The organism is Bacillus thermozeamaize (genome assembly GCA_002159075.1).
Classification (GTDB): Bacteria; Bacillota; Bacilli; order ZCTH02-B2; family ZCTH02-B2; genus Bacillus_BB; species Bacillus_BB thermozeamaize.
In genome coordinates this window covers 1-20,575 of sequence record LZRT01000120.1, presented here as the reverse complement: position 1 = coordinate 20,575, position 20,575 = coordinate 1, and the positions used below count along the sequence as shown (strand labels likewise).

29 protein-coding genes are annotated in these 20,575 nt (G+C 54.0%); 3 read left to right on the top strand and 26 right to left on the bottom strand.

From position 1 onward, the window contains the following. The 23 genes from BAA01_07785 to BAA01_07675 all read right to left on the bottom strand — a co-directional run bounded on the left by BAA01_07785 (window position 1) and on the right by BAA01_07675 (window position 15,958). A complete protein-coding gene (locus BAA01_07785; GenBank protein ID OUM84822.1) occupies window positions 1-624 on the bottom strand; it encodes a hypothetical protein in 624 nt (207 codons plus the stop codon). Window positions 625-1,300: 676 nt separating this feature from the next. Next, complete coding sequence (locus tag BAA01_07780) at window positions 1,301-1,507, bottom strand: hypothetical protein (protein ID OUM84821.1); 207 nt, start codon at window positions 1,505-1,507, stop codon at window positions 1,301-1,303. A 66-nt stretch (window positions 1,508-1,573) separates the two neighbouring features. Then, window positions 1,574-2,500, bottom strand: a complete 927-nt coding sequence (locus BAA01_07775; protein OUM84820.1) for a hypothetical protein — start codon at window positions 2,498-2,500, stop codon at window positions 1,574-1,576. Then, window positions 2,497-2,751 carry an exodeoxyribonuclease VII small subunit gene (locus tag BAA01_07770; protein ID OUM84819.1) on the bottom strand — a complete coding sequence of 85 codons (255 nt, stop codon included), beginning with the start codon at window positions 2,749-2,751 and terminating at the stop codon, window positions 2,497-2,499. The genes BAA01_07775 and BAA01_07770 overlap by 4 nt, the downstream gene beginning before the upstream one ends. Beyond that, a complete protein-coding gene (locus BAA01_07765; protein OUM84818.1) occupies window positions 2,708-4,150 on the bottom strand; it encodes an exodeoxyribonuclease VII large subunit in 1,443 nt (480 codons plus the stop codon). Before BAA01_07765 ends, BAA01_07770 begins: the two co-directional genes overlap by 44 nt. A gap of 34 nt (window positions 4,151-4,184) precedes the next feature. Further along, window positions 4,185-5,042, bottom strand: a complete 858-nt coding sequence (locus BAA01_07760; protein OUM84817.1) for a bifunctional 5,10-methylene-tetrahydrofolate dehydrogenase/5,10-methylene-tetrahydrofolate cyclohydrolase — start codon at window positions 5,040-5,042, stop codon at window positions 4,185-4,187. Window positions 5,043-5,062: 20 nt separating this feature from the next. Then, window positions 5,063-6,028 (bottom strand): O-sialoglycoprotein endopeptidase, encoded by a 966-nt coding sequence (locus tag BAA01_07755; protein ID OUM84816.1) that lies wholly within the window; start codon window positions 6,026-6,028, stop codon window positions 5,063-5,065. A 17-nt stretch (window positions 6,029-6,045) separates the two neighbouring features. Continuing rightward, the gene (locus BAA01_07750; GenBank protein ID OUM84845.1) at window positions 6,046-6,477 is read right to left on the bottom strand and encodes a transcription antitermination factor NusB; all 432 of its coding nucleotides are present in this window, start codon (window positions 6,475-6,477) and stop codon (window positions 6,046-6,048) included. Between the two features lie 55 nt (window positions 6,478-6,532). Further along, window positions 6,533-6,766, bottom strand: a complete 234-nt coding sequence (locus BAA01_07745) for a hypothetical protein (protein ID OUM84815.1) — start codon at window positions 6,764-6,766, stop codon at window positions 6,533-6,535. 2 nt (window positions 6,767-6,768) lie between these two features. Beyond that, the gene (locus BAA01_07740) at window positions 6,769-7,335 is read right to left on the bottom strand and encodes a hypothetical protein (GenBank protein ID OUM84814.1); all 567 of its coding nucleotides are present in this window, start codon (window positions 7,333-7,335) and stop codon (window positions 6,769-6,771) included. 12 nt (window positions 7,336-7,347) lie between these two features. After that, the gene (locus BAA01_07735) at window positions 7,348-7,731 is read right to left on the bottom strand and encodes a hypothetical protein (GenBank protein ID OUM84813.1); all 384 of its coding nucleotides are present in this window, start codon (window positions 7,729-7,731) and stop codon (window positions 7,348-7,350) included. Window positions 7,732-7,776: 45 nt separating this feature from the next. Further along, window positions 7,777-9,123, bottom strand: a complete 1,347-nt coding sequence (locus tag BAA01_07730) for an acetyl-CoA carboxylase biotin carboxylase subunit (GenBank protein OUM84812.1) — start codon at window positions 9,121-9,123, stop codon at window positions 7,777-7,779. A 17-nt stretch (window positions 9,124-9,140) separates the two neighbouring features. Further along, complete coding sequence (locus tag BAA01_07725) at window positions 9,141-9,656, bottom strand: acetyl-CoA carboxylase, biotin carboxyl carrier protein (protein ID OUM84811.1); 516 nt, start codon at window positions 9,654-9,656, stop codon at window positions 9,141-9,143. A gap of 195 nt (window positions 9,657-9,851) precedes the next feature. Continuing rightward, window positions 9,852-10,430 (bottom strand): hypothetical protein, encoded by a 579-nt coding sequence (locus BAA01_07720; protein OUM84810.1) that lies wholly within the window; start codon window positions 10,428-10,430, stop codon window positions 9,852-9,854. Window positions 10,431-10,487: 57 nt separating this feature from the next. Then, the gene (locus tag BAA01_07715; protein OUM84809.1) at window positions 10,488-11,087 is read right to left on the bottom strand and encodes a stage III sporulation protein AG; all 600 of its coding nucleotides are present in this window, start codon (window positions 11,085-11,087) and stop codon (window positions 10,488-10,490) included. A gap of 12 nt (window positions 11,088-11,099) precedes the next feature. Next, window positions 11,100-11,759 carry a hypothetical protein gene (locus BAA01_07710; GenBank protein OUM84808.1) on the bottom strand — a complete coding sequence of 220 codons (660 nt, stop codon included), beginning with the start codon at window positions 11,757-11,759 and terminating at the stop codon, window positions 11,100-11,102. A gap of 10 nt (window positions 11,760-11,769) precedes the next feature. Then, on the bottom strand, window positions 11,770-12,981 hold the full coding sequence (locus BAA01_07705; GenBank protein OUM84807.1) for a stage III sporulation protein AE: 1,212 nt from the start codon (window positions 12,979-12,981) through the stop codon (window positions 11,770-11,772). A 30-nt stretch (window positions 12,982-13,011) separates the two neighbouring features. Further along, window positions 13,012-13,401 (bottom strand): stage III sporulation protein AD, encoded by a 390-nt coding sequence (locus BAA01_07700; GenBank protein OUM84806.1) that lies wholly within the window; start codon window positions 13,399-13,401, stop codon window positions 13,012-13,014. Window positions 13,402-13,452: 51 nt separating this feature from the next. Beyond that, window positions 13,453-13,656, bottom strand: a complete 204-nt coding sequence (locus BAA01_07695) for a stage III sporulation protein AC (GenBank protein ID OUM84805.1) — start codon at window positions 13,654-13,656, stop codon at window positions 13,453-13,455. Window positions 13,657-13,669: 13 nt separating this feature from the next. Next, window positions 13,670-14,185, bottom strand: coding sequence for a stage III sporulation protein AB (locus BAA01_07690; protein OUM84804.1), 516 nt, complete (start codon window positions 14,183-14,185; stop codon window positions 13,670-13,672). Next, a complete protein-coding gene (locus BAA01_07685; protein OUM84803.1) occupies window positions 14,182-15,165 on the bottom strand; it encodes a stage III sporulation protein AA in 984 nt (327 codons plus the stop codon). The genes BAA01_07690 and BAA01_07685 overlap by 4 nt, the downstream gene beginning before the upstream one ends. Before the next feature lie 118 nt (window positions 15,166-15,283). Then, window positions 15,284-15,619 (bottom strand): hypothetical protein, encoded by a 336-nt coding sequence (locus BAA01_07680; protein OUM84802.1) that lies wholly within the window; start codon window positions 15,617-15,619, stop codon window positions 15,284-15,286. A 96-nt stretch (window positions 15,620-15,715) separates the two neighbouring features. Next, window positions 15,716-15,958 (bottom strand): hypothetical protein, encoded by a 243-nt coding sequence (locus BAA01_07675; GenBank protein OUM84844.1) that lies wholly within the window; start codon window positions 15,956-15,958, stop codon window positions 15,716-15,718. Between the two features lie 190 nt (window positions 15,959-16,148). Between BAA01_07675 and BAA01_07670 the strand changes: the two genes are divergently transcribed. The 3 genes from BAA01_07670 to BAA01_07660 are packed head-to-tail and all read left to right on the top strand — an operon-like array spanning window position 16,149 to window position 18,276. Next, a complete protein-coding gene (locus tag BAA01_07670) occupies window positions 16,149-16,967 on the top strand; it encodes a hypothetical protein (protein OUM84801.1) in 819 nt (272 codons plus the stop codon). 29 nt (window positions 16,968-16,996) lie between these two features. Then, a complete protein-coding gene (locus tag BAA01_07665; GenBank protein ID OUM84800.1) occupies window positions 16,997-17,764 on the top strand; it encodes a hypothetical protein in 768 nt (255 codons plus the stop codon). 50 nt (window positions 17,765-17,814) lie between these two features. Continuing rightward, the gene (locus BAA01_07660; GenBank protein ID OUM84799.1) at window positions 17,815-18,276 is read left to right on the top strand and encodes a hypothetical protein; all 462 of its coding nucleotides are present in this window, start codon (window positions 17,815-17,817) and stop codon (window positions 18,274-18,276) included. Window positions 18,277-18,278: 2 nt separating this feature from the next. On the opposite strand, the gene BAA01_07655 is transcribed toward BAA01_07660, so the two are convergent. The 3 genes from BAA01_07655 to BAA01_07645 are packed head-to-tail and all read right to left on the bottom strand — an operon-like array spanning window position 18,279 to window position 20,386. Then, window positions 18,279-18,836 (bottom strand): elongation factor P, encoded by a 558-nt coding sequence (locus BAA01_07655; GenBank protein ID OUM84798.1) that lies wholly within the window; start codon window positions 18,834-18,836, stop codon window positions 18,279-18,281. 29 nt (window positions 18,837-18,865) lie between these two features. Then, complete coding sequence (locus BAA01_07650) at window positions 18,866-19,906, bottom strand: Xaa-Pro dipeptidase (GenBank protein ID OUM84843.1); 1,041 nt, start codon at window positions 19,904-19,906, stop codon at window positions 18,866-18,868. Between the two features lie 33 nt (window positions 19,907-19,939). Next, complete coding sequence (locus BAA01_07645) at window positions 19,940-20,386, bottom strand: type II 3-dehydroquinate dehydratase (GenBank protein ID OUM84797.1); 447 nt, start codon at window positions 20,384-20,386, stop codon at window positions 19,940-19,942. Window positions 20,387-20,575 lie beyond the last annotated feature (189 nt).

Here is a 20,575-nt window from a genome sequence, read left to right as displayed (position 1 = left end):
CTATTTCCTCCCTTTTTTATTGGACAGAGGAGCCCCTTGAGATGTGCCGTTCTTCCTTTTCGCTTCAAAGATCCGGATATGTAGGTGTTCCTCAAGAAAATAGAGAACTTTTCCGATCTGAAAGACAATCCATTCCGCATGGCGGATGGCGATGGATTTTCCGACCGCCTTCCCTCCCACCGTAAGAGCCGCCACAAAAGCCGTCATCAGTACATTAAGCAGGTTTTCCGCCATCGCGCGAGAAGGGAACAAAACGAGGATCTGCGTCATCACAGCCACAGCGGCGGCGCCGCTGACGATGCCACTGATGTCGCCAATGACGTCATTGCAAAAATTAGAAAACTGATCGGCATTTCGCACGATTTTCAAAGCATGGCGGGCACCCCGTACCTTCGCCGCTCCCATCGCGTGAAAGGGCTGTTCTTCCGCCGCCGTTGAGGCAATGCCGAGAATGTCAAAAAAGATCCCGATAAATACGATAAAAAGGAGGATGAGAAACCCTATCCCCCAGCTCACATTGGCCATCATCAGCGTTGAGACAAAAGATATTCCGATCGCCAAGACGAAAGTTACAAAGCTAATAAAAATGCTCCATCGAAGGGAGCCTTTGGATAAGAGCCTCATTTATATGTTGGACCGCTCCTTGAAAATGAACGGGTATGTACCGGAGTGGTAGCTTTTTGGATAAATGCTGTGGCTTAAGGTCCAGTAGGTTTTCCCAAGCCAGCACCCAGACGTCGCCATCCGGGCGGTTTCCCTTTCAGCCGGCCTCGACGTGTCGCCATTCGTCGGACTGGATTACCACTTAGTCCACACTTTAATCTCCAAAAAGCCCCGCCAAGCGGACAGTCTAGGAGCTTTCCTCGACAGTCCTTGACGTTTCCTTAGCCTCTTTTGCAAAGCAGGTTTCATACAGAACCCGGATTATGCCCATGGCCAGTGAGCATAAAGTGGGTTAGCCTGTAATCCCCGCTGCTTCACTCAAGGCAGGCTACGCTGTACGCAGCTTTCGCCAACGTACAGGTTCACTCCCAAGCCGTGGTTGCCCACGCGTCTTGGGTCTCCGCGGAAGGAGGGTCAACGCCCACATGCCTTTGTGGATCGCCCTCCATCCTTAACTCCCAGCATCAGCCCAGGTCTGGGCTCCCCAAGCCAACACCAGGAACTTCATCGATGTGCCCTTCGGTGGATTTTTAGGCCCACCTTCAGAAACGCAGGACTGACTAGAATACTGCACCACTCCTTTTCGCCTACATTATAGCACATACCGGCTTGGAATCACAACGACACCGCCAGCGTTTTATCCCTGCCTGTATTGCGGCTCTTCCTGCTCCATGTAGTTCATCCGGCTCTGCAGCGAGCTGATGATGTTCTCCATGGACTGCGCCAGTTGATTGTACATCTGCTTGGCTTGCTGATCTTGGGTTTCCAGGGCAAAGGTTTTCAGGTTGGCTTTGACGCTTTCAGCAGATGCGATGGTTTGTTGCATTTTTGTCCCGACTGTCATGATTCTTCACCTCCGAATAGTAGATTTCCCAGAACGGAGGTGTTCCTTCCTTGACAAAGAATGGGATCAGGCATGACGGTGAAGCAGCAGATTGGCAATTTCGTGCAGCCATTTTGCGTTCAGTCCGGCATCCTGGATCGCTTTCTGTGCTTTTTTCGTATGTTCATGCACCAATTGGGCTGTACGCTCCACTCCAAAGAGCCGGGGGTACGTGAGTTTTCCGGTCCGCTCATCGCTGCCCACTGCTTTTCCCAAGGTGGCTGATTGCCCTGTCACATCGAGCAAATCATCCTGAATCTGAAAAGCCAGGCCGAGATGCAGGCCGAATGCGGACAAGGCCTCCAGTTGCCGGGAGGTGGCACCCGCCAGGAGTCCGCCAATGCGGATGGCGGCCCGGATGAGGGCGGCCGTTTTTTTCCGGTGGATTTGTTCCAGATAACTTGCAATCTCAACTGCCGGCTGGCCGGAATAATCGGCAGCAGGATCGGCGGCAGACAAATCCATGACTTGCCCTCCCACCATGCCAGCCGGTCCAGCCGCCTCAGACAATTCCAGGATCACCCGAAGCACTACCTTTGAGTCAAATCCCTCCGCCAATCCTGTACGCGCAATGAGCGTGAAAGCATGCGTCAGGAGGGCATCTCCCGCCAGAATCGCCATGGCCTCTCCAAACACTTTGTGATTGGTTGGGCGGCCACGCCGGAAGTCATCATCGTCCATGGCCGGAAGATCGTCGTGAATCAGGGAATAGGTGTGGATCAGTTCCACGGCCACGGCAATGGGAACCAATTTTTCCCAAGTCGCATCCAAAGATTCGGCCGCCGCCAGCACCAAAACGGGCCGTATCCGTTTCCCGCCCGCCATCAAGGAATAAGCCATCGCCTCTCTGAGGCGCGGGGGCACTTCCGACAGCGGACCATCCTCGCTGCAAAGCACGGCTATATGTTGGTTGACGGCCGTAACCCGTTGTTGCAGATACTCTTCAAGATTCAAACAGATTCCTCCTCGCCATACGGCCTGCTTCGCCATTCATCATTTTCCTTGACAAGGACTTCAATTTTTCGTCCCACATCCTCAAGCTTCTTGCTGCACAAACGGGCGAGCAACATCCCTTCCTGGAACAGCTGAATGGACTGCTCCAGGGGAATTTCCCCCTGTTCCAGTTTTTCGACAACCTCTTCCAGCCGCTTGATCGCCTCGTCAAAAGGAAGTTCTGCCAAATCGTTCAGATTTGCCTCGTTCATGGCCCGGCTCACCTCCATTTTCTCCCATTTCTGTGTCATAAACAGATGGAAACTGTTTGTTATCAATGCGGTACACCTGACAATCCAGTTGTCCGTCACGCAACTGGACCTGAACCAAATCGCCGAGCGCCACTTGTTCTGTGGTAAGAACCAGCTGTCCGTCCTCGGAGCGGACCAGTGCATACCCGCGTTGCATCACTTTGAGCGGGCTCAAGGCGTCCAAATGGCGCAGGGTCAGGGATAACCGGTGGCGCCTGTGTTCGAATGTCGCTTCCATTCCTTTGTTCAACCGGTACTGAAGGTAACGGAGCCGCTCCATTTCTTGATTCAGGCGGTGCCCCGGGTGGATTTTTTCCATTCGATGCCGCAAGGCTTGCAGGGCGGAGGCGGATGCGTTCAAGCGGCTATGCAGGGAAAAACGAAGCCGATCGACCAAATGATCCAATCGTTGCTCCTGCCTCAACAGGAGGCCTTCCGGCCGCCTGAAGACGCTGTACTGGCAAATTCGCTTCAGCCGGGCCTCCTCCTGCTGCAACCGGGCGCTGATCACTCGCTTGAGCCGGGCCCTCAGCTGGCCGATCCGTTCCACCAGTTCGCTGTATAATGGGACGGCCAGCTCAGCCGCTGCTGTCGGCGTGGCTGCCCGCACATCGGCCACAAAATCGGCAATGGTCACGTCCGTCTCGTGACCGACTGCGGAAATGATCGGGATCTCCGAGGCATAAATGGCGCGGGCAACGGCCTCTTCGTTGAACGCCCAAAGCTCCTCGATCGAACCGCCTCCCCGGCCGACGATTAAGACATCTGCCTCCTTCTGCTGATTCATCATTTGAATCGCATGGACAATGGAAGGGACGGCACGCGAACCTTGCACCTCCACCGGAGCGATGATGACGCGAACGATTGGATAGCGTCGCTGGATAGTCGTCAAAATGTCCCGGATGGCCGCGCCCGACAGGGAGGTGATCACGCCGATCACGCGGGGATACGGGGGCAACGGTTTTTTTCGCGCGGGTGAAAAGAGGCCTTCCGATTCCAGGCGTTTTTTCAACTGCTCAAAGGCCAGAAACAGGCTGCCAACACCATCCGGCTGCATTTCCAGCACGTAAAACTGGTATTGGCCGTCCCGTTCATAAACACTGACATATCCCCTGGCCAGAACATTCATTCCATCCTCCGGCTGGAAAGCCAGGGAGCGGTTATGGCTGGCGAACATGACCGCCTTGATCTTGCTGGAAGCGTCTTTCAGCGTAAAATACATGTGCCCTCGCCGGTGATGGGTGAAATTGGAGATTTCCCCTTTGATCCAGATATCTTGCAGTCGCTGATCCTGGTCAATCCGCTCGCGGATCATGCGGGTCAGTTCACTGATGGTGTACGTCTGCTGGTTCAGATTCATCTCCCTCTCCTCAATCAGCGCGCAGATACACGCTTCACACCGATGACCGCTGCAACTGCGCGCAGGCCAGGGTGTTTTTCAACAGCATGGCAATCGTCATCGGACCGACGCCGCCCGGGACAGGCGTAATCTGGCCCGCAACATGAACCGCTTCGGAAAAACAGACATCGCCGACCAGTTTGCCGTCCGGCGTACGATTGATCCCCACATCAATCACACAAGCGCCCGGCTTGATCATCTCCCCCCGAATCAGCTCCGGCTGTCCCACCGCACAGACGAGAATATCTGCCTGTCTCGTGATCGCAGACAGTTCGGGAGTTCGCGAATGGCAGACAGAGACTGTGGCATGCTCACGCAACAACAACAACGCCGCCGGTTTGCCGACGATGTTGCTCCGTCCCACCACGACGGCATGTCGGCCGGCAATGGGGACATTCTGCCGTTTGAGCAGTTCGATCACGCCGAGAGGAGTGCAAGGAAAGATGCCTGGTTTGCCGACCAGCAATTTCCCCGCGTTGACGGGATGAAAACCGTCGACATCTTTGGACGGATCGACAGCGTCCAGGATCCGCTCCGAACGGATATGTTCCGGAAGCGGCAATTGGACCAGAATGCCGTGAATGTCCGGCCTGTGATTGAGGGTATGAACCAATCGCAAGAGCTCGTCTTCGCTGATGGAGGCGTCCAGGCGATGCACTTCCGAGTAGATACCCGCCTCTTGACAGGCTTTCTCCTTGTTCCTGACGTAGGTGGCGGAAGCGGGATCATCGCCGACGAGAACAACCGCCAATCCGGGGACGAACTGTTCCCGGCGCCAATGTTCAACCGTTTGTTTCACCTCATCCCTGATTTGCTTGGCTATCGTCTTGCCGTCGATCACTTGTGCCGCCATCGTATTCTCCTTTCCAGGTCTTACTGATGTACGCATAGCTGTTTCCACCCGATCAGCGCAACCCCGCAGGCGTTGTCGCCGCTGTACTCGGGTGCACTGAAATAACACCTGGCGCCGACCGCCGGATGCTCAAGCCGCTGTTTCAGCCGGTTCCTAATCCAGCTGTTCGCCACCACACCGCCAACCCACAACACCTCTTTTGGATAGCCGGCCGCAAAAGCGTTGCGAAGCGCCTTTTCCAGCGTGTTGGCCACACAAACCTCCACTGCGCGCGCGATCGCGGAAGGCGGCGCGCCCGTTGCTATCCAGCGCAGCGCCTGCGTTTCAGGACCGGAAAAACTGAACCATGTCCCCTTGACGGCGGAAGGAATGCGCAATCCGCTTTCCTCTCCGTTGTTGGCCAGTTGTTCCAATGCAGGACCGGCTGGAAAAGGGAGCCCCAATGCCACACCCACCCGGTCAATCAGCTGCCCGGCATAAAGATCTGTCGAACCGCCGATGGCCTCAACCTTGTAGCCGGTTGGACGCGGCTCGACCGCCAAGATTTCACTGGTGCCCCCCGACAAATGCACCGCCGTAAAAGCTGAAACCTGGTTCAACCTTTGTCCCGTATCGCCCAGCGACCAAACGCCTGCCGCCAGATGCCCCTCCTGGTGCGTTGTCAGAAAACAGGGGACATTCAGGAAGCGGGCCAACCATCGGGCATAGCTCAGTCCAACTTGAAAGACGGGCATGTACGAACCGGGAACAGGACGCGGTGCCGCGCTGACAGCGATCGCCTGCAAGCGCCCCGGCGGAAGGCCGGATTCTTCAAGCAACTCCGGAAGATGTTGCACATGCTGAAAAACTGCAGCCGATTGTTGCAAGCCACGCTCTCCCGGCTTTACCTGTAGCAACTTCCGCCGGTCCAAAAGCACACGCCCGTTTTCGTCCATCAGGCAGATGGAGGTGCGGTAGTTACTGGTATCAATTCCCAATACAGACATCTCGTATGCCTCACCCTTCAGACTCCACCATCTCCAGGCGACGCGGAATCCTTTTCCATGTCCCGGCTCACCGCCGACAAAACCCCGTTGACAAAACGCCGGCCCTCGTCGGTACTGAAACGTTTGGCCAGCTCCACCGCTTCATCCATCACGACGGAAAACGGCGTCCCGATGTGCATCATTTCAAACAAGGCCATCCGCAAGATGTTCCGATCAATCACACTCAATCGTTCCAGTGTCCACCCCCTAAGATAGGGCCGGATGCATTGATCCAGATTTTCCTGGTGCTGCTGCGTCCCATAAACGAGCGAAACGACAAAATCGTCCACTTCATCAGGTATTTTCGCGTCCGGAAAGAGGGCCTCCAGGGCCTTTTCCGGCGTGGCGCCCGTCAAGTCTATCTGATATAAAGCCTGCAGCGCTTTTTCCCGTGCCAATCGCCTCGGAATGGGCAACAAGCTCACCCCCTAAAAGAGAAAGAAGTCACCCCGATTTGGTGACTTGTTACGAATCGTTGCGAAAAAAATGATCTGGCAGGATACGGGTTAAGACATCCCGCAAAGGCTCCTTTTCATCCACCTTTTTACCGAGATAATACCCGCACAAGATCAACAAGGCGACGATGAGCATTCGCCAAAACCCGACCAGCAAAAACAACACGCCAAGCCAGAAACCGAACAGTGTCCCCAGCAATTTTCCGCGATGCTGGTGCCATAACTCTGCAAAAAGCTCTTTCACGCTTATTCCACCCTTGGTTTCGCTACTGGCGAGGGAAGCTTGGATTGGATCTGCCGGATCGTGACATGCACGTCACGGACGCTGACACCAGTAATCTCTTCCACACGATATTTTACCCGGCTCTGTACGTCTTCCACCAGTCCGGGAAAATCTCGTTCTCCGTCGGCATTCAGGACAATGGAAATTTGCAGTTCACCCAGCTCATTCGTCTTTACGCGCAGTTCCTGGGTGTATACCCCCCGCATCTGGGAAAGCGCCTGCTGTACCAAATTTTCAATGGCTTCGCGCGCAATGGCAAGCGAACCCAGCTCATTGACTTGAAAAACGCTGCCCATACGCTGGGGACGGCGAAAAGCCAGCCATACCAGGCGCGCACCTACCAACAGGATAAAGAAGGCCAGGACCCACATCACCCAGTAGCTGCTCTCGGTCTGCCGCAAATCGGCTAGCCGGGCGATGAACAGTTCGGACCAGACCCCTTTCAACAGCCACAGTGCTGACCCAATCGCCAAAGCCATCAACATCAGGCCACCTAATGCCACCAGCAGCCGATCAAACCAATGCTTCATGTCCAGACAACCTCATTTCGTTTCAGCGCCGCTTACAAAATCCACATCCACAATAAACACGTTCACGGCATCCACGTGCAGGCCGGTCATCGATTCCACCGTGTAGCGGACATTGTCCTGGATGTTTCGCCCGATCTGGTTCAACGGTTTGCCGTACTCAGCCACCACGCGCAAATCAATCGAGACGTTGGACTGATCCATGGTGACCGTCACCCCTTTTGAGAGGTTTTTGCTGAACCAGTCGGCAATATCTTCCATCCAGCCCCCGCCGCCACTCATCGCCACCACGCCGGGGACCTCCAGACAGGCGAGCGCGGCAATAATCCGCACCACATTGGAATCGATTTCGATTGAGCCCAACTCCGATTTTACATAGTCTGGAACATATGCCTCCATCTTTTGTGCTCCTTTTCGTTAATCTAAGGAACTATGGAAACCGGTTTATTTTACAGTGATCGGATACAGCTCCAAAAACTTGGTGTTGATGTCTCCTGCGAGGAACTTGGGATGGTTCAACACTTGCAGGTGAAAGGGAATCGTCGTCTCTACCCCCTCGATGACAAATTCCTCCAGGGCCCTTCGCATCCTGGCAATGGCTTCTTCCCTCGTTCTGCCCCAGGTGATCACCTTGGCGATCATGGAATCGTAGTAAGGAGGAATCCGGTAACCCGGGAAAACCGCGCTGTCCACACGCACACCGATGCCGCCAGGGGGAAGATATTCCCGAATCACGCCGGGTGACGGACGGAAATTTTGCCCGGGATCCTCCGCGTTGATCCGGCATTCAATCGCCCAGCCCTCGAGCGCCACCTCCTCTTGTGAGAAAGACAGCGGCTCACCCTGGGCAACCAGGATTTGTTCCTTGACCAGGTCAACGCCAGTGATCCACTCCGTCACGGGGTGTTCCACCTGGATGCGGGTGTTCATCTCCATAAAATAAAAATGCCCGTCCTGATAGAGAAACTCAACCGTGCCCGCACCGACATAATCGACGGCTTGCGCCGCCTTGACCGCCGCCTCTCCCATCGCTTTTCGAAGCTCCGGCGTCATGGCCGGCGAAGGCGCCTCTTCAATCAGTTTTTGGTGCCGGCGCTGAATGGAACAGTCCCGCTCTCCGAGGTATACGACGTTTCCATGCTGATCCGCCATGATCTGGATTTCAATGTGTCGAGGGGATTCCAAAAATTTTTCAATATACACCCCGGGATTGCCGAAGGCCGTTTCTGCCTCCATGCGCGCGGTTTGCACGCCTTTTTTCAACTCTTCGGGATCGCGGGCAATCCGCATCCCCCGTCCGCCGCCCCCCGCGGTTGCCTTGATGATCACAGGATAACCGATTTCCTCAGCGACATCCAGCGCCTCTTGCAGATCCTGGATCACGCCATCGGTCCCAGGCAAAACGGGAACACCGGCAGCCTTCATCGTTTCCTTGGCCACCGCTTTGGCGCCCATCTTCGTGATCGCATCTGGTTTCGGACCGATAAACGTGATCCCGCAAGCTGCGCAAATATCGGCGAAATCCGCGTTTTCCGCCAAAAAACCATATCCCGGATGAATGGCGTCTGCCCCGGTCAGCGTGGCCACACTCATCAGATTCGTAAAGTTCAGGTAGCTGTCTCTGGCCATGGCAGGCCCGATGCAATAAGCTTCATCCGCCAGACGCACGTGGAGCGCCTCTTTGTCGGCCTCGGAAAAAACGGCCACGGTTTGAATACCCAATTCACGGCAAGCACGTATAATGCGAACCGCAATTTCACCTCGATTGGCAATCAATACTTTGCGAAACATCCTGCCTTCCCCGCTTTCTATTTCACTTTCACCGTGAACAAGGGCTGGCCATATTCCACCAGTTGACCATTCTCAGCATGAATCGCGACAATCTCACCCGACACTTCAGCCTCGATTTCATTCATCAGTTTCATGGCTTCGACGATACACACAACGGTTTTTTCATTCACTTGATCGCCCACTTCGACATAAGGAGGCGCATCTGGCGCAGGCGCGCGGTAGAACGTCCCGACCATCGGCGAGACAATCTGATGCAAATTGGCGTCCGCTTCGGCGTTCTCTGCCACCGCCGGTTGAGCCGGTTTAGGCTCTGGTTTAGGCTGCTCGGCGACCGGTTCGGCGGTTTTTTGCACGGGCTGGGGCAATACCGCCTCCTCCTTGACGGCGACGGCCTCCGGCCGGCTCACCGGCGCCACAGCCGCGGAGACGGCCTTTTTCAAGACAACCCTGACACCGTCCTGTTCCAATTCGAACTCCTGTATAGAGGATTGGTCAATGACACGTATCAAATCCTTCAGCTCATGCAGTCTCATGTCCTACATCCTCTCCGTTTCATTTTTCGCCATATGAACGCTTTTCCGATACGGCTCATTTTTCCGATTTGGCTCCTTCTTCCTTTGGACATGACCCATTATATCACATCACGATTTCCATTGGCCAATCCGGCAAAAAAATTGAAACCCCCGAAAACCGATGGCATTCGGATCCCGGAGGTTTCATCCGTCGGGCTAGCTTTTGAACTTCACAACCACATTGGCGGCGGAAACGTTCATGTTTTGCGAGACAATGTTCATGATCTTCAGCGCCTGTTCGGGGGTCAATTGATCCGCCTTGACGATCACATTCACTTTGCCGTCACCGGGAATCACCACGACATCATCATATCCCTCCAGTTTAATCATCTCTTCCGTGGCATACTGTTTGTCCTCGATGGCATACAGCTCTTTCAACTGGCGATTGGCGTCTGCGATCGCCTCGTTCGTCGCTTCGGTGTTGCTTACAATGTTCAGCAGACGTTCAATCTGCTCCTCTCGCCGAATGTTCCGCTGCATGCGGTATTCGTAGAAAAAGTCATTCAGAGCATTTTTTTCAAAACTGACAGGGGCTGCCTTCAGATCGACCAACGGCTCTTCTGTTTTTCCCTCCGGCTGTTCACCTGCCGCTTGTTGTCCTTGCGTTTGCGCATCCTTTTTCGGCGCATCGGCCGGTTCAGCCAAGTCAACCGGTTCGGTCAGCAAATAATAAGCGGAGAGAAGCACCATCAAACCCAACAAAGAGATCAACCAAATGGTCTGTTTTTTCGGCATCATGGATCACTCCCTTTGATCATTTAGGAAAATAGGAATAAAAGGATTATCTTCACTTCAAGAAGCGTTTTTTCGCGGAAGAATCGCCACCCGATGCGGGGGCACGTTCAATCCCCGTTGGACCGCTTCCAGAATCCACGCTTTGAGCTGCGGGTTTTCCGCCCCTTCGGCAATTATCAGTACACCTCTGACTTTGGGACGCTTTTGCATCAATACCAACGGCTTTTCTTCATTGTCCTGCCGATAAACCACCACTTGCCGGTTGACGCTGTCCTCCTCTACCTGCCTGGTCGCCCCCTGGCGATCCTTTTCTTCCGTCTTTTGCCGCCTGTCCTGAACGTTTTTTTCAACGACCAATTCTTCGGTCGAATCCAAATTGACCATTACGGATACCCGGCCCGTTCCCACCACCTCCTCCAACATCTTTTTCAACTCTTCTTCATACTTTCTCTCCATTTCATCAACAGATGACTGCTTGGGTTCCGAAACAGCGACGGGTGACGCTTGCGGAAGATCCGGCCCTTCTGACGGAGGGACATGGCGTTCCACCTGGAAAAAAGAGCTCAAAATAATCAGGGCGACACCAACCCCGCCGATAATCCACAGCCACTGGATTTTGCTCAGTTTCCCTTTTTCCGGTTTCGACGGTTGCTCCATCTCATCACCCCCTTACCCATCCAGAGAAATGAAGATGTGATCGGCATCCAGTTGATAATTTCCTGCCAGCCATTCCTTCAGCTTGCGTTCCACCTCGCGGCTTGCCGCCGATGAGGAAGAATTTGACGGATGGCTTCGGATATCTTCGGAAAACGTTTCGGAAATCTGGATCTGAACGGGTTGCATGGCCGATTCCGCTCGCACCGGTGTCCATGCCGGCTCGCCAATCCGCCCCCGTATTTCAATCGAGCGAATGGCGGCGCTTTTTTCTTCCAGATCTGTTTCTTCCACCTTGACAGAGACATGATCAACAGCTACCGGAAAGCGGGCTTCCACCTCGCGCGCAATCCCTTCCCGCAATCCCTGTTCCATCAATTGAATGGCCTGTTGTTGCTGGATCTTTTGAATCCTTCCCGCCTCCTGCCGTATGCCTCCTGATTCGACAGAGGCAAGACCGTTTCGGGAATACCAATCGAGAAACCATTGCTCATCTCCCCAACGGCTGTTCAACACGTTGAAAACGGGACCGAGGATGGCCATCAAGATGGTGAGACTGAGGACGATCCGGATATACCGTTCCATGCTGCGGCTTGGAAGGAGCATTTCGATCAGGCTGGCCAGAATCATCACCAGGATCAGCGTCTGGAACCACTGGCTGATAAACTGAAACATCTTTCGGCACCTACCTCATCATCAGCGTCACGTTCCCCGCCACAATCACTACGGTGATTGCGAGAAAAAACATCAGGGCGACGATGGCCATGGCAGCAAACATGAGAATGAGACTTTTGCCGACCAGTGACAAACAGGTGGTGACGGGACTTTCTCCCAACGGCTGCATCACCGCACCGGCAAAACTGTAAATCAGCGAAAGGATCAGGATTTTCATCGCCGGAAAAATGCAGATGAAGAGCAACGTCAGCACGCCAGCCATCCCAATCGCATTTTTGACCAGCAATGACGCCGCCACCACCGTGTCTGCCGCGTCTGCAAACAATTTGCCGACGACCGGGACGAAATTGCCGGCAATAAATTTTGCGGTTCGCAAGGTCACGCCGTCGGCGACAGAGGCTGTCAGCCCTTGCAAGGAAATCACCGACAGAAACAACGTGGTCAGCACGCCAAGGGCGCCGAGGCTCAGCTTGTTCAGCAAATCCGCCAGCTGGCTGACCTGGTACCTGCCTGTAAATCCGCTCACCACATTCATCACCCCGGCCAGAAAGATCAGGGGCAACACAAGCGTGGCAATCAGGTTGCCAATCACGTGCACCATAAACAGGATGAGGGGGTGGAAAATGCTTGCCGATGCCAGGTTGCCGAGTGACAAAAGCAGCGACAGCAGCAAAGGAACCAGGGCCAGCATCAGATCCACCATGGTCGAAATGGTTTTCGCGGCCAAATCCATCGCCACCCGAAAGCTGTTGATCACCAGCACGATGAGGGAGAGAAAGACAATGGCGTAAGCGACGGTACTGACGGTCTGGTGCTCAAAGGAGGACTGGATCGAGCCGAGAATCATCGCAAATACCGTCAAGACGACAATCATTCCCAATAAATGGGCGTTTTGGCGGATTTCTTGAAAAAAGAAGGCCAGCAATCCCTGCCAAACCGATTGGAGATTTAATCCCGCTCCGCCAGGAAGAAATTGTTCCATCAGGCTGGGCGTCTCCAGAATCGGCAGAAAACCCCCGTATTCCTGCCGCAACCGTTGCCAGAAGGCTTCTACGTCGTTAGTCGGCAGCGCCGCCAATTGCTGCTTCAAATACTCGTTCGACTCGGACACCGGTGGCTCCGTTGGCGGTTCACCGGCTGTGGCGGCAGCGCAAACGCTCGGGCTGATCATGAAGAATACCGCCAGCAGGAACCAGGTTCGAGCTTTTTTTAACGGATTCATCGGGCCTCTTCCCCTTCTTTTGTGACATGTTCATATCGGGAGCAGCTTCAGCACCGTCTCGACAATGATGGATATAATCGGTATCGCCATAACAAGGATCAGGACTTTTCCAGCCAACTCGATTTTTGACCCGATTCCATTCTCTCCGGCATCCCGGGCAATTTGCGCCCCGAACTCGGCAATATACGCAATCCCGATGATCTTCAAAATGGTTTCCAGAAAAATGTTGTTTAACTCCGTCCGCTGCGCCAGCTGGCGGACCAAATCAATAATCTGAACAATCTTGTCCAACAGAAACAGAAAAATGAACAAACCGACAATGGTCACGAGTAAAAAGGCGAACTGCGGCTTTTGTTCCCTGAGTATTACCGCCAAGACGGTGGTCATCAAGCCGATTCCGACAATGTGAATGATGTCCACGTGGGCCTCCTCCAGACAGGATCAGGGTCCGTCCATCCTTACATGTGCCGGCTAATAAAAGAGAAATACACGCTGAATTTCCTGAAACAGATCGCTGATCATTTTCGCGACCATCAACAAAACCACGACAAATCCGATAATCCCTGCCCAGAACGCGTATTCCTCTTTTCCCGCCTGTTTGAGAATGGTATGAATCATCGCCATAATCAAACCGATACCCGCCACCTGAAAGATGGCGCTCACATCAAAGGACATACGACCACCTCTTTTAGAACAACAGGATGACAACAAACAGTCCGCCTAAAAACCCGAGTGTGCGGCTCATCTTTTCATACTTCAGTTGCTCTTCCCGCGCCAATTCCTCTTCCACCTGCAGGTGACGGAGGAGGGCTCGAATGTGTTTGACTTGGCTTTCCCGATCGGAATTTCCCAGCGAATGTCCAAACTGGAGCAATACCTCCTGTTCTTTCTCCTTCAAAGAGGTTTCCGGCCAGATTCGCCGTAACGCCCGCTCCCAACATTGCTCCGTCGGCAGCCCGTCCGACCTGTCCAACTCTTCCGCAGCGATGTGAAACAGGGGCCCGATGGGCTTCGGTATGGTTGACCCGATCCGGTAAAACGAATCGGACAACCTTTCCAACCGGTAAAGCACATCGGTCTCCAGCATTTCAAACGCCGCCTGCAGATGGCGGAGCTGCTGGGGCCGTTCGGCAAAACGCCTGGAGTAATAAAAACCGAGTGCCGTTGCGGAAAAGAGAATCAGGATCATGCCCATCCACTTCATGTTCTGTTCCCACCCGGCGCAACAGGCTGGCCTTCCTTGTCCAGTACGGCTTGTACCGTACCCGGGCCCTTTTCCCGGCTTAAAATGACCACCCGCTCGAATGCCCACTGTGACAACAAAGGGGCCAGACTGGGACGGCGCAAGATGTCCGCATAATCCCACCCATGAGCGGTGGTGATCACCTTCACCCCGGCATGGACAGCTTCCATCAACGCTCGCGTATCCGTCTGTCCGCCGATTTCATCGACGACCAGCACTTCGGGGGACATGGAACGGATGAGCATCATCATCCCTTCCGCCTTGGGACAGCCATCCAGGACATCTGTCCGGGGACCGACATCCTTTTGCGGAACGCCTCGCAGGCTTCCGGCAATCTCCGAACGCTCATCCACGATGCCCACTTTATATCCCCTCGGCAGCGGCGAATTGCCGTAGCTGACTTGACGGGCCACATCCCGCAGCAGCGTGGTTTTGCCGCACTGCGGAGGCGAAATGATCAACGTATGAAAAATCTCTTGCCGGTGGTGATTCCACAAAAACGGCATAATGCCGTTGGCGGCCCCGACCACCTCGCGCGCGATCCGCAGGTTAAAACTGGAAATGTCACGAATCCCTTTGACTTCCCCTCTCTCCAGGATCACTTTGCCGCTGATGCCGACGCGGTGCCCCCCTTGCAACGTGACATACCCGCGCCGCAACTCTTCCTCCATGGTATAGAGGGAATGGTTGCTCAAAACGTTCAACATCTTGGCCCCGTCCTCCACCGTGAACCGGTATCCCGCCGACAGCCAGCGGCTCACTTCCCCTTTCGGCGTCAGGAACAAGGACTGGCTTCGCAGGATTAACTCGACGGGCTTGCCGATCCGAAGGCGAATTTCTTCCAAGCCGGCGAGGTGCTGTTCCGGCAATCCGGCAAACAGCTCCTTCAAGTGCGCAGGAAAGACAGCCAGCCAGGAAAATGGCGTGTGTGCTTCTGTCATGGGCTCTCACCTTTGTACAAGGTTTCTACCACATTCATATTCGGGAATGGACAGATTATGTATAAAAGAAAAGCCCTTGCGGCGTTATCCGCAAGGGCAAAACCTTAAGAAACGGTATTTACACATAAACCGGCTCTTCAGTTGATTTATCCGGCTCCACCGAATAGGCATGCTCCTCATCTTCTGCATCTTCTTCATCAAAGAGGTCTTCCTCTTCATCGTACCAATCTTCATCATACACAAAAGATTCCAGATCACGCAGATCTTCATCGATGGCATCGATATAATCATGCAGCTCATCCTGGCGGTCGACGGCCCGTTCAAACTCGACAATCAGATCATCCATCAACTCCAGCAACTCCAGCACAAGCCGCCCTTCCTTGGTTTGCTGCTGAAGTTGCATCCCTTCGGCCAGTCCCTTCAGATAAGAGACCTTCTCACTGAGATGCATCATCCGGCTCCCTCCTCACACAAGATGATGAAAAAACACTCCAGACCACCTATTGATGGACAATCTTATTATGGCACCAGATGCACAAAACCATCCCGGTTATTTCACCTTCAATCCGACAAAAATGCACATCACCCCGCATAGAATCCAGAATAATTTGGCGAACGAGAGTTTTTCCGCTATCCCAACCACGCCAATCGTGGTCGTCGTGATTAACACCAGCGGCCCGACCATGGCCAGCGCCGAATTTACAAACAGCGCCTTTTCAATGTCATTGAGCCGCCACATCAACAGCCCGGCGCATAACTCGATGGTCCCCGAGATCAACCGCAATAGCCCCATCGCAAAAACAATGTGATTCAACCAAAAAAACACCGTTCACACACCGTCCTTGACCTATTTTTCTTCATGTCTATGCAGCCGATCGGTGTGCAAGTCCAACAAAGAAATCCACAAGTACCCATGCGCCCATCCCTGCATAAAATAACGCAGCGGCGTTTGACAAGTTTGAGAAAAGAAGGAGTCTGGTAGGATGGCAGCTCTTCACTCGCAACTGGAAGATCCCTCGCAAACGAGAGCGGCAAAACCGCGCACCACAGGACTGACCATGGTGATCGATACCGGCATCGGTCAACTGACTTACCAGGATATGGTTGAAACAGCAGGCCGATATATCGACTTTATCAAATTGGGGTTCGGGACATCGGCGCTCTATTCTCCCGAACAACTGGCCGCCAAGGTGGCATACGGTCGTCAACATGGCATTGTGGTTTACCCTGGAGGAACCTTATTGGAAGTGGCGTTGGCGCAAGGGCTGGAAGAGGAGTACTTCCGGTTTGTCACAACGATTGGCTTCCCGCTGATTGAGATCTCGGACGGGACCATCGATCTTCCGCTGAAAATGAGGAAGCGGTTGATCCGTGAAGCGCAAGAGCGGGGGCTTTTCGTGATCACCGAGTATGGCAAAAAGGCCGAAGGCAGGCAAATTGAAGCGGCGCACCTGCAGGAGGTGGTCGAGATGGATTGGGATTGCGGCGCGTTATTTACCATCGTGGAAGGACGGGAATCGGGAAAAGGGGTAGGCGTGTTTGACCAGCATGGACAATCCGACGACAGACTGGTCCGGGAAATTGTCGGCATCCTTTCGCAGCCGGAGCGCCTCATCTGGGAAGCGCCGCGCAAAGAACAACAAATCTATTTTCTGAAAACCCTGGGCAGACAAGTGAATCTGGGAAACATCTCCATCCAGGACATCTACTCCCTTGAATCGCTGCGCCGGGGACTGCGTGCCGATACCTTCCTTTCCAACAGACAACCTGATGTTTTGATACCCGAGTACGACTACCAATAGGTGAGGTGTTCGCCGGAGGAGGTGTTGAGATGCATGTCGATGTCGTGGCAACGGTAAACGAACTGAGGCAGGAGGATATTCTGCATAAAACCGTCATTGTCATTGATACGCTGCGGGCCACAAGCAGCATGATCGTAGGGGTGGCCCAAGGCGCTGAAGAAATTATTCCAGTGGAAATCATCGGGCAAGCGAAGAGCCTGTACGCCCAATATCCGACTTCCCTGCTGGCCGGTGAAAGAAACAGCAAAAAAATACCTGGTTTTCACCTGGGCAATTCTCCCACAGAGTGGCTTTCCGCACCATTAAAGGGCCAGCGCATCATTTTTACGACGACAAACGGAACCCGGGCCATCCTGAAATCATCAAAAGCCGAGCAAATTCTCATCTGTTCCTTGCTAAACGGCCAACGCTGCGCAAGGCAGGCCATTTCACACCAGACCGATATCACCATCCTCTGTGCCGGAACAAGGAATCAATTTGCCATCGAAGATGGCCTCACTGCCGGGTATCTCATTGAGCAGCTCTTCCATATGACAGAAGGGCTAACCATCAGTGATCTCGGTTGGGCGCTTTATCACGCCTACCTCGCCAGCCGCCATCGGTTGTCTGAAATTATCCGGCTTGGGCAAGCCGGACAACGCCTGATCCAGCTCGGATGCCATAAGGATCTCATCATTTGCTGTCAGTTGGATAAGTACCCCGTTGTCGCCCGTTTCAAGCCCCCTCCGTCATTGGCGCCGCTGCAGGAGAATCGTAAGGACGACTATTTTATTGCCAGCCATCATAGGATGAACTAAGGTTTTGACGAAGAAAAGAAACAGATGGAGAGAGGAAGGCTCCTATTCCTATGCATGGGGAACTGACCCTCGTTATTCTGGTCATTATCGGTATCATCGGCCGCTCGAATATCCTGGCCACCGCTGCAAGCCTGCTCCTGATCATGAAGCTGCTCCACCTGGAACGGTTTTTCCCCGCCGTTGAAAGGCGCGGCCTGGAATTCGGCCTGCTTTTTCTCATGATGGCCGTTTTGGTTCCGTTTGCTGCAGAAAAAATCACCTGGAAGGATCTCTTTTCGCTCTTTACCTCGCCCGTCGGCGTTTTGGCACTGCTGGGCGGTGCCATCGCGACGTATATGAACGGAAAAGGCCTCTCTCTCCTGCAGGCCGATCCACAATTGATCATTGGCCTGGTCATCGGTTCCATTTTCGGCATCATTTTTCTAAAAGGAATCCCTGTCGGACCGTTGATGGCCGCAGGGATTACTGCCGCATTGATCAAATGTTTGACTTTTCTCTTTTCCAAACCCTGAATCTAGGCTCTGGATACATAACTTTCCGTGCGCGTATCGATAATCAATTTGTCCCCTACATTGATAAACAACGGCACCTGCACCACCAGGCCGGTCTCCAAAGTGGCCGGCTTGCTGCCGCCGGTAACCGTATCTCCCTTGATGCCCGGGTCGGTGGCCACAACCTCCAACACCACCGTATTGGGCAGCTCAATTCCGATCACTTGTTCATTGTGCATCATGACGTGAACCGTCATGTTTTCTTTGAGAAATTTCAATTCGCGTTCAATCTGCTTGCGATGCAAGGTCAGCTGTTCGTAGGTTTCGCTATCCATGAAGGTGTACTCATCGCCGCTGTTGTACAGGTATTGCATCTCTCTTGTATCGATGCGCGCCTGTTCCACTTTCTCGCCGGCACGGAACGTCCTCTCCTGGATGTTTCCGTTTTGCAGATTGCGCAACTTGGTACGCACAAACGCAGCGCCTTTCCCCGGCTTCACGTGCATAAATTCAATAATCTGCCAGAGTTCCCCATCCACTTCAATCGTCAGTCCTGTGCGAAAATCATTGGTTGAAATCATTCTGTACCTCCATCATTCGAATTGCTGACTCATTCAATCACCAAGAATTCCTTCGGTGCGCCGGTCAATACTTCCAAGCCCGTTTCTGTCAACAATACATCATCCTCGATCCGCACCCCGCCCAGGCCGGGCAAATAGATCCCCGGCTCCACCGTCAATACCATCCCTTTTTCCAGGGTGCTCTCGCTTCTCCTGGACAAGCTGGGCGCCTCGTGGATATCCAGGCCGATCGCATGTCCTGTGCCATGGCCAAATGCCTCGCCATAGCCGCGCTCACTGATATAGGAGCGAACCACTGCATCTGCCTCCCGGCCCGTCATCCCGGGACGAATCTCTGCCAAGCCCTTTAACTGCGCTTCAAGAACAATACGATAAATCTCCCGCAACTTGTCATCCACCCGGCCCAGCGCTACCGTCCGCGTCAGGTCTGAACAATATCCCTGATAGCGGGCCCCAAAGTCAAGCGTAATCATATCGCCGGCTTGCAATACACGTTCGCTGGCGACGCCGTGCGGAAGCGCCGATCGCGGGCCAGAGGCCACAATGGTGTCGAAAGCGGGGCCAGAGGCACCCAATCGGCGCATCTTGTATTCGATTTCCGCGGCGACATCGCATTCCCGAATGCCCGGACGAAGGATGTTCAGCACATGTTCAAACGCCTGATCCGCGATCGCCACCGCCTTGCGGATGAGCCGGATTTCCTCGGGGTCTTTTACGTAGCGCAAGCGCTCGACCCACTCTGCTGTCGGAACGAGGCGTATGGGGTTGAGCGCCTCCTGCAGGCGCTGGTATTCCCCGTATACGAGATGGTTTTGATCAAATCCCAACTGGCGAACTCCAGCCTTATTCAACAGCTCTTTCAACGTATGTACTGCTTCTCCCTGATGCTCTACGATCTCAAAGAAAGGCGCCTGTTCCCCGGCCTGTTCCACATAGCGAAAATCAGTCAGCAACCATGCCTCTGCGGGCGTGATCACCACCAGGCCGCTTGTTCCCGTAAAGCCACTGATATACCGCCGGTTGCTCGGTTCCGTGACCAGTAATGCGTCCAGCTTCTGCTCTCTCAGCATGTCGCGGATACGGCGGATGCGTTGGGGATTCACTTATGCCACACTTCCTTTCTGCCCGGCGAGATAGCGCAGAGCCAGAAGATAGCCCGACGAGCCCAGCCCGGATATCTGTCCCTTGACCACCGGCGCGATCACCGACTGGTGCCGAAAAGGCTCGCGACTGTAGACATTGGAAAGATGCACTTCAATGACCGGAACAGCGACAGAGGCCAGGGCATCCCGCAACGCATAGCTGTAATGCGTCAATGCCCCGGGATTGATGATCATGCCAAGCAGCTGGGGATCATCCTGATGTTCCTGGATCCGATCGATCAGCTCCCCCTCGTGATTGGATTGAAAAGCCAGCACCTCCACCCCAAGCGTATTGCCCAGTGCGCGCAATTCCTGGTTCACATCTTCCAGGGTCTGCCGGCCGTAGACGTCCGGTTCCCGCATCCCGAGGCGATTCAGGTTTGGCCCGTGCAAGACGAGAATTTTCACCCCTACCCCTCCTCACGGATATGCAACATTTTACCACAGAGGGATTGGATCGAGAAAGGAGGCGCGATCACTCAGGTAAAATCTTACCGAAAGGATTGTGGATCGCTCACGTCAAAATCTTACTGAGGGGATGTGACGTGAGAATGTCTCTACAAAGCCGTCGCGAGTACTTACGCAAAATGCAGGAAC